The sequence below is a fragment of the Neptunomonas qingdaonensis genome (assembly GCF_900113275.1).
Lineage (GTDB): Bacteria > Pseudomonadota > Gammaproteobacteria > Pseudomonadales > Balneatricaceae > Neptunomonas > Neptunomonas qingdaonensis.
On record NZ_FOOU01000013.1, the window covers coordinates 92,784 to 106,697 of the forward strand.

Annotated in this window: 9 protein-coding genes; 1 reads left to right on the forward strand and 8 read right to left on the reverse strand. The window is 47.5% G+C overall.

The genetic code is table 11. The annotated features are described in order from the left end of the window. Nucleotides 1–117: 117 nt before the first annotated feature. The 8 genes from can to BM099_RS16375 all read right to left on the reverse strand — a co-directional run bounded on the left by can (nt 118) and on the right by BM099_RS16375 (nt 11,829). Nucleotides 118–744 carry a carbonate dehydratase gene (gene can, locus BM099_RS16340; RefSeq protein ID WP_090729469.1) on the reverse strand — a complete coding sequence of 209 codons (627 nt, stop codon included), beginning with the start codon at nt 742–744 and terminating at the stop codon, nt 118–120. Between the two features lie 12 nt (nt 745–756). Next, on the reverse strand, nt 757–1,578 hold the full coding sequence (locus BM099_RS16345; RefSeq protein WP_090729471.1) for a peptidylprolyl isomerase: 822 nt from the start codon (nt 1,576–1,578) through the stop codon (nt 757–759). 58 nt (nt 1,579–1,636) lie between these two features. Continuing rightward, nucleotides 1,637–2,311, reverse strand: a complete 675-nt coding sequence (narI, locus tag BM099_RS16350) for a respiratory nitrate reductase subunit gamma (RefSeq protein WP_090729473.1) — start codon at nt 2,309–2,311, stop codon at nt 1,637–1,639. A 19-nt stretch (nt 2,312–2,330) separates the two neighbouring features. Beyond that, nucleotides 2,331–3,065 carry a nitrate reductase molybdenum cofactor assembly chaperone gene (narJ, locus tag BM099_RS16355; protein ID WP_090729475.1) on the reverse strand — a complete coding sequence of 245 codons (735 nt, stop codon included), beginning with the start codon at nt 3,063–3,065 and terminating at the stop codon, nt 2,331–2,333. A gap of 1 nt (nt 3,066) precedes the next feature. Next, nucleotides 3,067–4,632, reverse strand: coding sequence for a nitrate reductase subunit beta (gene narH / locus BM099_RS16360; RefSeq protein WP_090729477.1), 1,566 nt, complete (start codon nt 4,630–4,632; stop codon nt 3,067–3,069). Continuing rightward, on the reverse strand, nt 4,629–8,378 hold the full coding sequence (locus BM099_RS16365; protein WP_090729480.1) for a nitrate reductase subunit alpha: 3,750 nt from the start codon (nt 8,376–8,378) through the stop codon (nt 4,629–4,631). The genes narH and BM099_RS16365 overlap by 4 nt, the downstream gene beginning before the upstream one ends. A gap of 444 nt (nt 8,379–8,822) precedes the next feature. After that, on the reverse strand, nt 8,823–10,427 hold the full coding sequence (locus BM099_RS16370; protein WP_090729482.1) for an MFS transporter: 1,605 nt from the start codon (nt 10,425–10,427) through the stop codon (nt 8,823–8,825). A gap of 106 nt (nt 10,428–10,533) precedes the next feature. Next, nucleotides 10,534–11,829, reverse strand: a complete 1,296-nt coding sequence (locus BM099_RS16375) for a nitrate/nitrite transporter (protein WP_090729483.1) — start codon at nt 11,827–11,829, stop codon at nt 10,534–10,536. 258 nt (nt 11,830–12,087) lie between these two features. Between BM099_RS16375 and BM099_RS16380 the strand changes: the two genes are divergently transcribed. Continuing rightward, complete coding sequence (locus BM099_RS16380; RefSeq protein WP_090729485.1) at nt 12,088–13,905, forward strand: ATP-binding protein; 1,818 nt, start codon at nt 12,088–12,090, stop codon at nt 13,903–13,905. Nucleotides 13,906–13,914: the final 9 nt, after the last annotated feature.

Sequence of the window (13,914 nt, forward strand, 5' to 3'; positions counted from 1 at the left end):
CCTACTCTCCAGGCTAGGATTGCCTAAGTTGTTGAAATCTCGCATCTGTAAGGTCTGTCTCTAACAGCAAAATGCCACTTCTCATGGAGGTGGCATTTTCACGACTCATATAACTCGTCAAGTATTCATACAGTAAATTTCAGGAATATCCTCCAACCCACTGATATCAACATTGAGTTCCTTGATAATGCCGTCTTCGATGCTGTATATCCAGCCATGAACTGTCAGTTCATGACCATGTTTCCAGGCTCTTTGAACGACTTTGCTATGACAAATATTAGTGACTTGTTTTTGTACGCTCAATTCACATAAGCGGTCTACCCGCTGATCTTCATCAGCCTCAGCATTCAATATGTCCCGGTATTCAAAACCAATATCTTTCAAGTGACGCAACCAGTTATCGATCAATCCCAAATCCTGATTACCCAGCGCCGCTTTCACACCACCACAACCATAGTGCCCACAAACAATAATGTGCTTCACTTTTAAGACTTCAACGGCGTAATGCAGTACCGCCATGCAGTTCAGGTCGGTGTGAAGAACCAAGTTAGCAATATTGCGATGTACGAACAGCTCGCCCGGCAACATACCAACGATCTCATTCGCCGGAACACGACTATCAGAACAACCGATCCACAAATATTCCGGCTTTTGTTGTTCCGACAGTTCTTTAAAAAAGCCCGGGCACTGTATTTCCATAAAGCGTGCCCATTGCTTATTGTTTTCCAGCAAATCACTCAGCATCTGTTGTACTCATTATTGCATTAAGGGTGAATCTGCGCTCTGGATGTCCACGCCCTCAATAGAAGCCTGCCCAGCCAGCAATGAGATATACTGATTGATACCGCGACGATACACCTGATCTTTCAGGTAAGTTGCGATACGATCTGCCACCATATGGTATAATAACGGTTTGCCTTCGACACGTTTATCAAGACGTACGATATGATATCCGTAGCGGCTTTCAACCGGGTGCAGGGCCAAGCCCTCTTCCATCTTAAATACCTGTCGCTCAAATTCCGCGACAGTTTGCCCTTTATCCAACTGGCCTAACTCACCGTTGACCTCTTTAGATGGGCAATCTGAATACTGTTTTGCCAGATCAGCAAAACGCTCTGGGTTTTTCACTAATTCAGCAATCAGAGTCTCAGCCTGCTGAGCAGCGAATTCACGCGCGTGCTGGTCTTGTGGGTCTGCACCTAACAAAATATGGCTGGCGGCGACTAATACAGGCGTTGTAAATTTATTCTGGTTGGCAAGAAAATACCGTTCGCACGCTTCATCATCAGGGGTGGGCTGCTGCACTTCCTGAGCGATCAGAGTTCTGATTAGCGCTTCTTCCTGAGTTTCACCAGTGAGTATTTCGGCACTCAACTCTAACTCTTTGGCGCGTTGCAACAGTAACTCTTTTACTACTAAAGCCGAGGCGGCTTTTTGATGAGCGGCCTCTATTGAATCAGCAGCGTGATATTGCATCTCTTGCAAAATCTCGGCTTCTTCAATCGCTTGGCCATTGACACTGACAGGTACGAAGTCATCAACAATATCTGACACCGTAATTGAATCGATAAGTTCCATAAGAGTCTCCTGAAAACAGGGGCAGCAAGCCGCCCCCTTTCGATAGCTTTTGTCCTGATTAACGTTGGCGCACAATCTGGTAACTACGTGCCAGGTACTTCACAGGAGCACTCCAGACGTGTACCAAACGTGTGAACGGGAACAGTAGGAACACCGTCATACCCAGGAAGATATGCAGCTTATAGATAAAGCTGACACCCACCAGATAATCTGCTGCTCCACCGTTAAAGGTCACAATACCCTGCGCCCAGCCAGCCAACAGCAACATAACACTGCCATCCAGATGCCCTAGCGATGCAAAGATAGTGAATAATCCCAGCACAACCTGAACCATTAATATAACCAAAATCAATATATCGGCTGCAGTACTGGATGCACGAATACGTGGATTATACAGACGACGCTGAAGTAATAACGCGGCACCAATCAAGCATGCCACACCGGCTATACCGCCAATCACGATAGCGATCACCTGCTTAGTACCTGCAGACATGAAAGGCGCATAAAATGCATGCGGCATTAACAAGCCAACCAAGTGTCCAAAGAAGATGGTGAGTATTCCCACATGGAACAAGTTACTGGCGCGACGCATACCTGCATTACTCAGCATCTGGCTTGAACCACTTTTCCAGGTATATTGCTCACGGTCATAGCGCACCCAACTGCCGACCAGAAATACTGAGCCGGCAAGGTATGGGTAGATACCAAAGAGCAAGTCATTTAGATAAGACATTTTTCTTCTCCTCGGCCCCTCAAGAGCCGGATGGTCCAGTGGGGGTGAACTGTTTAACAGCATCGCTGATATACAACGGCTGCACCTGTTCCAACTCGCGGCGACGCTGCGTCACTGCATCATTGCCGCAATCCTGAGTTGCGGGTTCAGTAAAGCGAACCATCTCCTCTTCCCACACTTTATCAAGGGCTTCGGGTGTATCGTCGGCGGCTTCACTAGCAACTTTTGCTTCTAGCTCCTTGCGCTCAACAACGGCACCAGAAATTTCTATCAAGGCAGTACAGAGCAGCGCATAAATACTATTTCGCTGCGCTAATCGGGTTTCCAGTAGTGCCAGAATATGACTAACATCCGTCAACCACTGTTGCACTTCCTCCATCGGACGCTTAGACAGGTACTCCAAAAACAACGGGATATAATCCGGCAGTTCTTTGGCATCAAGCTGGAAGCCGTTATCTTCATAAACAGCCATCAGATCCACCATCGCCTGACCACGGTCACGGGATTCACCGTGGACGTGTTCAAACAATAGCAATGACAGTGAGCGACCACGATCAAACAGGCCAACATAATTGTCCTGAGCATCAAGCAGATCCATGCTGCACAACTGATCGACAAATTTAATCAGCGGTTCACGCTGCCCGTCGGGCAGCGCTGGGTCGGCGCTGATCTCTTCGATCAGCTCCTGCCTTATACCTAATAGCTCCTCACTGGGATAATCCAGCAACAAGGAGATCACTTTAAGAGTACGCATCTTATCGGTCCTCGTCGTTCAGCAGCGCAGGATCTACCTGCTGTACACCACTGATCTTTTTAACCATCGTGACGGTCTGCTTCTTAGCACCAAACATATTGGTATCTTCACCACCACCACAACCGTTACCGAAGGTGAAACCACAGCCACCTCTTTCAGGGAATGCATCCGTAGCAAGTTCACGATGACTGGTAGGTATGACAAAACGGTCTTCGTAGTTGGCAATCGCCAGATAGCGGTACATCTCCTGTACCTGCGCTTCTGTCAAATCCACATCTTCCAGCACTTGCAGATTAACTTTACCTTCCACCTGCTCATCACGTTTGTAAGCACGCATCGCTAACAGACGCTTCAGAGCCAGACGCACGGGTTTTTCATCGCCGGCAGTCAACAAGTTAGCCAGGTATTTAACCGGAATACGCAGTGAATCCACATCCGGAATCGCACCATTCATGCCAATAGAGCCGGCATCAGCCGCGGATTGAATCGGGCTTAGTGGTGGTACGTACCAAACCATCGGCAATGTGCGGTATTCAGGATGCAAAGGCAGAGCCAGCTTCCAGTCCACCGCCATTTTGTAAACCGGTGATCTTTGTGCCGCTGTAATCACGTTATCAGTAACACCATCCAGTTTTGCCTGAGCAATCACTTTAGGGTCAAACGGATCCAGGAAGATCTCGAGCTGTTTCTCGTACAAGTCCTGTTCACTTCCACTGGCTGCGACTTCTTCAATACGATCAGCGTCATACAAGAGCACGCCCAGGTAACGGATACGACCTACACAGGTTTCTGAGCAGACAGTCGGCATACCGGATTCAATTCGTGGATAACAGAAAATACACTTCTCTGATTTACCACTTTTCCAGTTGTAGTAGATCTTTTTGTACGGGCAGCCGCTAACGCACATACGCCAGCCGCGACACTTGTCCTGATCGATCAGGACAATACCGTCTTCTTCACGTTTGTAGATCGCGCCACTTGGGCAAGAGGCTACACACGCAGGGTTCAGACAGTGCTCGCACAAACGTGGCAAGTACATCATGAAGGTGTTCTCGAACTGGCCGTAGATCTCCTTCTGTACATTGTCGAAGTTTTTATCTTTGGAGCGTTTAGAGAATTCTGTACCCAGAATCTCTTCCCAGTTCGGGCCCCACTCAATTTTCTTCATTCGCTGACCTGTGATCAGTGAACGAGGACGCGCAACCGGCTGGTGTTTACCTTCCGGTGCGTTGTGCAGGTGCTGGTAATCAAAGTCAAACGGCTCATAGTAATCATCGATCTCTGGCAGATCCGGGTTAGCGAAGATGTTCGCCAACACACGCCATTTGCCACCGATACGCGGTTCTATACTGCCATCAACTTTACGAACCCAGCCGCCTTTCCATTTTTCCTGGTTTTCCCACTCTTTCGGGTAACCGATGCCGGGTTTGGTTTCTACGTTGTTAAACCAGGCATATTCAGTCCCTTCACGTGAGGTCCAGACGTTTTTACAGGTAATTGAACAAGTGTGACAACCAATACATTTGTCAAGGTTCAGCACCATACCTACTTGGGAGCGGATCTTCATTTCGCTGCCTCCTGAGTGTAATCGTTGTCTTCACCATCTAACCAATCGATATTTTTCATCTTACGCACGATGACAAATTCATCACGGTTAGAACCCACAGTACCGTAGTAGTTAAAACCGTACGCTTGCTGTGCATAACCACCAATCATGTGTGTCGGTTTAGGGCATATACGCGTCACCGAATTATGAATACCACCACGATTTCCGGTTGTTTCGGAGCCCGGTATGTTGACGATACGTTCCTGTGCGTGATACATCATTGTCATACCAAGTGGCACACGCTGCGACACCACCGCACGGCAGGCAATCGCGCCGTTCGCGTTAAACACTTCTATCCAATCGTTATCTTCGATACCGGCGCTGGCAGCATCACCTTCACTCATCCAGACAATCGGACCACCACGCGACAACGTCAGCATCAGCAGGTTATCGGAGTAGGTTGAATGGATACCCCATTTTTGGTGAGGTGTAATAAAGTTCAACGCGATTTCCGGATTACCGTTGGGCTTTTTGTTCAACAACGGCGCAACAGATTTAGTATTGATCGGCGGACGATAAGAGACAAAGCCCTCACCGAAATCACGCATCCATTCATGATCCTGATAGAACTGCTGACGACCGGTAACCGTGCGCCAAGGAATCAACTCATGAACGTTGGTGTAACAAGCGTTGTAAGACACGTGCTCATCTTCCAGGCCCGACCATGTCGGTGAGGAGATGATTTTACGTGGCTGCGCCTGCACATCACGGAAGCGAATTTTCTCATCCTGTTTAGGTTTTGCTAAATGTGTGTGGTCAAGACCGGTCATTTCACTCAACGCGGCCCAGGCTTTGACTGCTACCTGTCCGTTGGTTTCCGGTGCCAGACTCAAAATCATCTCGCAGGCATCGAGTGCTGTATCCAGTTTAGCTCTGCCTTTATGAATACCTTCTTCGGTATGCGTCCAGTTAAGTTCTTTGAGTAATTTGACTTCGTCTTTGGTATCCCAAGCGATGCCTTTACCGCCATTGCCGACATTTTCCAGCAACGGACCAATCGAACTAAAACGCTTATAGGTATTCGGATAATCACGCTCGACCACCATCAGATGTGGCATGGAGATACCCGGCACCGGATCACATTCACCTTTTTTCCAATCCATAACACCCATAGGCTGAGCCAGTTCACCCGGCGAGTCATGCTGCATTGGCAGAGTCACCAGATCCTGCTCTACACCCAGATGGCCGACACACACTTCTGAGAATTTTTCAGCGATGCCTTTGTAGATATCCCAGTCAGAACGCGCTTCCCAGGCAGGGTCAGTTGCTGCAGACAATGGATGGATGAACGGATGCATATCCGATGTATTCAGGTCGTCTTTTTCATACCAGGTTGCGGTGGGTAACACGATATCTGAGTACAGACACGTAGTAGACATACGGAAGTCCAGAGTCACCAGCAGATCAACTTTGCCTTCAGCTCCTTCTTCATGCCATACAATATCTTCCGGTTTTTTAGTGCCCGCTTCGCCCAGGTCCTTGTTCATCACACCATGAGTGGTACCTAACAGGTATTTCAGCAGGTATTCATGCCCCTTACCGGACGAGCCTAGTAAGTTAGAGCGCCAGATAAACATGTTACGCGGAAAGTTTTTCGGATTATCCGGATCTTCACAGGCAAAGTTGATTGCGCCTGATTTCAGTTGATCAACCGTGTAGTCCTGAGGCGTTTTACCGGCCGCTTCAGCGGCTTTAGTAATGCTCAGCGGGTTAAGGTCCAGCTGCGGAGCTGATGGCAACCAACCCATGCGTTCTGCACGAATGTTGTAATCAATCAAACTACCTGTCCACTTCGATTTATCAGCCAAGGGCGATAAAATCTCAGTCACATCCAGCTTCTCATAACGCCACTGGCTTGAGTGATTATAGAAGAAAGAGGTACCGTTCATGTGACGCGGTGGACGCTGCCAATCCAGACCAAAGGCTAACGGTGTCCAACCTGTCTGAGGACGTAGTTTTTCCTGACCGACGTAATGCGCCCAACCACCACCTGACTGCCCGACACAACCACACATGATTAACATGTTCATCAGGCCACGGTAGTTCATGTCCATGTGATACCAGTGGTTCATACCGGCACCCACGATGATCATGGAGCGACCTTTGGTTTTATTCGCTGTATCGGCAAATTCCCGCGCAATCTGAATCGCAACTTTACGATCCACACCGGTGATCTGCTCCTGCCATGCAGGTGTATATGGCGCGTTATCATCGTAGCTGGTTGCAACAAAATCCCCACCTAGCCCACGATCGATACCGTAGTTAGCCATCATCAAGTCATAGACTGTTACCAGTAGTGACTCTGAACCGTCCGCTAATTTGACACGTTTGGCTGGAAGGTTGTGGTGGATAATGTCAGAGAAACTGTTATGCGAGAAATGCTCGTGCTCCACACCGCCGAAGTAAGGGAAGCCGACAGACGCAATCTCATCATGGCTATCCAACAAACTCATTTTCAGCGTCGTTGACCGACCTTCAAGACCTTCTTTCTGCTCGATATTCCATTTACCCTTCTCGCCCCAACGAAAACCAATAGAGCCATTAGGCACTACATAGCTATCCGTTGCTTCATCGTAAGCAACGGTTTTCCATTTAGGGTTATTGTCCTGACCCATATTGCCATCGAAGTCAGAAGCACGGATAAAGCGACCCGCAGCGTAAGAGCCATCTTCGCGCTGCTCCAACTGTACCAGGAATGGCATATCCGTATAGTCACGGCAGTATTCAGTAAAGTAGGCACTTGGATTATCAACGTGGAACTCTTTCAGAATAACGTGGCCGAATGCCATCGCCAGTGCAGCATCGGTACCCTGCTTAGGGTTCAACCACTGATCACACAATTTTGAAACTTCAGCATAATCAGGTGTAATCGATACTGTTTTCGTACCTTTATAACGTACTTCGGTAAAAAAGTGAGCATCCGGTGTACGTGTCTGAGGAACGTTAGATCCCCAGGCAATAATGTAGTTAGAGTTATACCAGTCCGCTGATTCAGGAACATCTGTCTGCTCACCCCAGGTCATAGGAGACGCAGGCGGCAGATCGCAGTACCAATCATAAAAGCTCAGACAGACGCCACCAATCAACGACAGATAACGCGCACCCGCGGCATAAGAGACCATCGACATCGCAGGAATCGGCGAGAAGCCAATCACGCGATCTGGACCGTATTCTTTAATGGTGTAAGTATTTGCAGCGGCGATGATTTCGTTTACTTCATCCCAGCTAGAGCGTACAAAACCACCCTGGCCACGCATCGACTTGTAAGATGTTGCTTTAGCAGAGTCTTCAACAATAGATGCCCATGCTTCTACCGGCTCTTTAGTGGCACGTGCTTCACGCCACAACTTGATCAGGCGCTTACGTACGGTTGGATACTTAAGACGGTTGGCACTATAGATATACCATGAATAACTGGCACCACGAGGACAACCACGCGGCTCATGGTTTGGCAGATCAGGGCGTGTACGCGGGTAATCTGTCTGCTGAGTTTCCCAGGTAATCAGACCATTCTTAACGTAGATTTTCCAGCTACAAGAACCCGTACAGTTAACTCCGTGAGTGGAACGGACGATTTTGTCATGCTGCCAGCGCTGACGATATCCATCTTCCCATTCACGGCTTTCTTTAACAGTTTCCCCATGCCCATTAGCAAAGGTGCTCTGCTTTTTCTTCAGAAATCTTAGTCGATCGAGCAAATGACTCATTTTATTCTCTCCTGAAACCGCTAGGTCAGGACGGGGCAGAACCCCGAGCCGTTTTATTAATACGCCGGCAGTGTTAGCTGTCTTGAGCGTATACCGATTTATCCGGTCATAAGACTGTTCTTACATCCCTGCAAAACACGTCCTATTGCTTACTGTGGGCCAACAATAACCCCTTTATTGGCTAAAACTTGTTGATCTACATCAACACTAGGCAAAAGCATAACGACTCCTAACCCCCTGAATACCACTTTGGTGATACACCGAATTACGAGAATAAATTATTGTTTTAAAAGAGAAAGCAGATGTAAAACAGCTGACTTTTTTATTCTTAAATCACAATGCAGTGTTTTTGTGGGTAGTCAGAAAATTATAGAAACTCAAAACAAAAAAAGAGCCCGTTACGGGCTCTTCAGAAGGAAAGTCAGCATGCTTAACTGATCATGCTTATGGGTTCTTAAATTCAGCTTTAGGACCGAGGTAAAACCACCAGTTCAATGCCAAACAGAGCAAGTAAAATACTGCAAAGCCATATAACGCCATTTCCGGTGTAGCCAGCTTGATCTGCTCACCAAACACCTGAGGGATAACAAAAGCACCGTAAGCAGCCACCGCAGAAGTCCAACCCAATGCAGGACCGGCCTGCTCTTTCGGGAACACCATCGCAATCGTACGGAAAGTAGAGCCGTTACCAATACCAGTGGCAGCAAACAACACTAAGAAAAGACCTAAGAATGGTACAAAATAATCTTCAGGCGTCGCTGACTGATAAGCGTCTTTAAGGAAGTAAGCAACACCCAGCGCACTGGCAATCATCACGATCGATACATAATGTGTTACACGTGCACCGCCCATTTTATCGGCCATCCAACCACCAATAGGACGAATAAAGGCACCGATAAACGGCCCCATCCAGGCAAACATTAATGCAGACGGGCCATTAGCATTGATCACATTGTGCGTCATTACGCCATCCACGAGGATGTGCTGATAACCGAATACTACTTTGATTGCCAATGCGAAGCCTGCAGAGTAACCAATAAAACTACCGAAAGTACTGGTATAGATAACACTCATTACCCAGGTATGTTTGTTCTCAAAGATTTTAAACTGACGCTTCAGGTTAGGCTTGATATCCCCCGGCACCATCTTCATCAAGACAACAGTAAAGAACAGTATTCCCAGAATCACAAACCATTTAGCCCAGCCAGGCGCACCCAAACCCGTAGGCGCAGGCAGAATAATGAAAAGCCCGACCGCCGCTGTAAAGAAGCCGATCAACAACAACCCCAACACTTTAGACATCGCGCCCACAGGAGAACCGATATCAGGTGAAACATCATCCGTACGGATGTTGTTCATGCCAAACCAGCCCGCTATCGCGAGCGGTATTAATAGCACCAACCAGACAAAGCCCGCATTGTGGATATATGTTTCAGTACCGGCCGGAATTTTACCGATCAAAGTCCCTGAAGTATTTTCCAGAATCATCGGCTCACCACCGAAAATACCGAATGTCATCACCAGCGGTACCAGTATCTGCATGGTGGTTACACCCGCATTACCCAGACCCGCATTCAAACCCAGCGCTAAACCCTGCTGCTTCTTAGGAAAAAAGAAGCTGATATTAGACATGGATGACGCAAAGTTACCGCCACCAATACCCGACAAGAACGCCAGCAACTGGAATACCCACAGTGGCGTATTCTGATCCTGCAAGGCGAAACCCGTACCGATAGCAGGAATCATCAAGAGCGCTGTCGTAAAGAAGATGGTATTTCGCCCACCCGCTATTCGGATAAAGAAGCTACTCGGTATTCGCAAGGTCGCCCCTGTTAACCCCGCTATCGCCGCTAAGGTAAAGAGTTCCGCTTTAGCAAAAGGAAAGCCGAGGTTAAGCATTTGTACCGTAATGATGCCCCAGTACAACCAGACGGCGAAGCCACACAATAGGCTGGGGATCGAAATCCAGAGGTTACGGCTAGCCACAGCCTTCCCTTCAGACTCCCAGAATTGTTCATCTTCTACGTCCCATTTTTTTATATCAGACATATTTTTTCTCCAGAGTGAACACAGCGGTAGCCTAATGACACCATTTGTATTCGATCTACATAAACTAAAAACACTCTAATATCTGCCTGCTTTATCGCAGCAGATATCAGTCATTTACAACCTCAGAATCTTCTTTCAGAAAGTTATTGCGGATCGCTTCCTGCAATCGAGTACGTCGCTCTTCGATGGAGATGCCGTAGTACATTACGCACATACATACTGCCAACACACCATAGAGCAACATAAAGCAGGAGCTACGAACCCCCAACGTATCGGCCATCAGACCGAACAGGATTGGCAGTAAAAAACCGCCAATCGCACCCAGCATGCCTACCATGCCACCCACCACACCCATTCTTTCGGGATAGTAGTCGTAGACAAGTCGAAACACGCTGGCCTTCCCAAAGCCCATAGCCACACCCATCACCATCACTAAAGCAGTAAACAACCAGACCGGCATATCAATCACGAAAGTCGTGTCCTCACGAATTCCGTGAACCGTCATGGTGGTAGGGGGATAGGAAAGGAAAAACAGGCAAACAAGACAGACCCAGAAGACGCTCCAATTAACATGTCGAGCACCTAACTGATCTGCACTCCAGCCTCCCAAAATACGTGTCAGCGCACCCGGGAGGGTAAACATCAATGTCAGAAACGAAGCCGTCTGGATATCCAGACCATAATGGCTGACATAATAATCCGGCAGCCACAATGCGAGCGAAATAAAGCCTCCAAATACAAAGAAATAATAAAGCCCAAAGCGCCACACACGCGCATCTGACAAAGGCTTCATTTGTTCGGCTAACTTATAAATACGACGCGGCTGACGTGCCGTTTGCTGATCTTCATCAGTTAACATCCAGAACAAAAAGGCTAGCAGCAGCAGCACAACCCCGTAAGCCGTCGGAGCCATTCGCCAGCCGTAAGCAATAATCACTAAGGGTGCAATCAGGTTTGTAATAGCAGCACCCAGATTACCTGCGCCAAAAATCCCCATTGCCAAACCTTGAGAACGCTCACTGGAACGCGAAGAGACGAAGTGGATACCCACACTAAACATACTTCCGGATGCACCCACCCCCAAACCTAACAGCAAATAGTGATTAAAGCTGGAAGCATAAGAAAACAGAAATAACGGAACACTGACGAATAGCAACAGGGCAACAATCAGCTTTCGGCTCCCCCAGCGTTCAGCCAAAATACCCATTGGCAATCGCAGCAAAGCGCCCGTCAGAATTGGCGTCGCTACCAGCACTCCGAATTCTGTTTCAGAAAGCCCTAATTCGTTCTTAATTTGTAAGCCAATAACAGACACCAACGTCCAAACCGCAAAACATGCAGAAAAGGCCAGTGTGGCCATCGCAATCGCGGAAATTTGCTGCTGGTGACTGTTGGCTATCATCGAACACCCGTTCAACGTTATAGGAATGGGTATAAAGGTAAGCCCGTAGCCGTTATATTTTGTTGATCGAAATCAAAGCCTAACCTTATGATTAAAGTCGGTTTTTATCAAAATACCACTTTATGAGTACTCCTCATGCTCTTTGTAAGAGCATGATTTTGCTGGTATTTTGCAACGAGTTTACGTAAAACATATAGAAAGCCGTTTACATCGATCTCTTTGTGAGTATCCGGCAGTATCTGGGGCAGAAATACACGCATGCACTTCTTCAAACAATCTATCATTGCCCGATTAGGCGCTGCGATGCTGGCGATCAGTATTATGGCCGTTGTCAGTATGGTCGTCTCTGTGATCGTGGCAGAAAGCACGCAGGGGGATGCTGCGGGGATCAATGTGGCCGGATCTCTGCGTATGCAATCTTACCGAATCATTGCTGAAACCAGCCAGCTATCCCAAGACCCAAGTGATGAAAAGCTCAGTAAAGTACAATTATCCATATCCGAATTCGAAAAGCGTATCAATAGCCCCATTCTCGTAGCAGTCATTCCTCAAGATGGAGCGCATGAACTCTATAACCTTCATAATAATCTCATTAAAGACTGGCATGAACTGATCCTCCCTTCTCTGCAGAAAGTAATGATCAACACGTCAGCTACACCCCATTATATTGACTTAATAGAAAAGTTTGTCCACAGAATCGATGCAATGGTATTGCTACTAGAACGCAGTACCGAGTCAAAAATAAAACTGCTCAGTCTGGTTCAGGGCGTCAGCTTATTCATGACGGTACTGATTATCTTTATCGCGATGCTGGATATCAAGAATAATGTCGTTGGACCCTTGCAGGCGCTGGTACAGATGGCCCGCCGTGCAAGCCGTGGAGACCTGACCGCGCGGGTAGAATATGAAAGCCAGGATGAATTAGGCGTGCTGGGTGATTCATTCAACCATATGGCCGAAGAGCTTTCAAAAATCTATACCGACCTTGAGCAACGGGTAGAAAGAAAAACAGCGCTGGTGCAACAATCCAATGAGTCTTTGCAGCTACTTTATGACACGACTCGCTGTTTTAACCGAAAAGAAGATATATGCCGTCGCCTTATGCCGGTGATGCAGCAGCTAGAAGCAGTAAGCCCGTTTGGCCCTATAGACGTGTCGCTGTGCGAGCCCAATAATAAGAAAAGCTATCGAGAGATCTCGACTCAAGCCACCTCAAGACCCGAGGATTGTCGGGTACTCAGTTGCAATAGCTGCATAGTGCAGGACTTGGACCCGCGATTGCATAAAACGCTATCCCTACCCATCCAAACACGCGAAACTTATTTTGGTGAGTTCAAAGCACAATTCCTTCCGCACTCACCTCCCAATCCATCTGATATCAAACTGATAGAAACCATTGTAGAAAATCTGGCAACTTCGATGTCGCTTGAATTAAAAGCAGAGCAGGAACAAAAGCTATCATTGAATGAAGAGCGGGCAGTTATCGCCAGAGAATTGCATGACTCATTAGCACAGTCTCTTTCATACCTGAAAATGCAAGTCACTCGATTACAGATATTACGTAAAAAAGATTCTACAGCAGGACAAATTGACGATGTGGTTGATGAACTGAAAGAAGGGCTTAATAACGCTTATCGGCAACTTCGTGAACTACTTACCACCTTTCGCCTCAAACTTGATGAGCCAGGATTAGAGCACGCTGTAGACACCACTATCAATGAATTTTCCGAGCGATTAGGCTTACAAATAAACTATCAATACAGTATTCCTCACATCACACTCACCCCGAATGAAGAGATTCATCTGCTTCAGCTACTCAGGGAAGCGCTCGCCAATGTAGTTAAACATGCACAGGCGACTGAAGTCAGTGTGAGTATCAGGGCAGAGAAAGAAAACATATCGCTCTGCATCGAAGATAATGGTATCGGTCTGCCTGAAAATAAAGAGCAAACCAACCATTACGGGTTGGTCATTATGCAAGACCGGGCCGCCACGATAAATGGCCAGTTGAGTGTTGAAAACCAACCGAGCGGCGGCACCCGTGTTCTGTTAACATTTAAAACAAAACATCATTGAGCATAACTA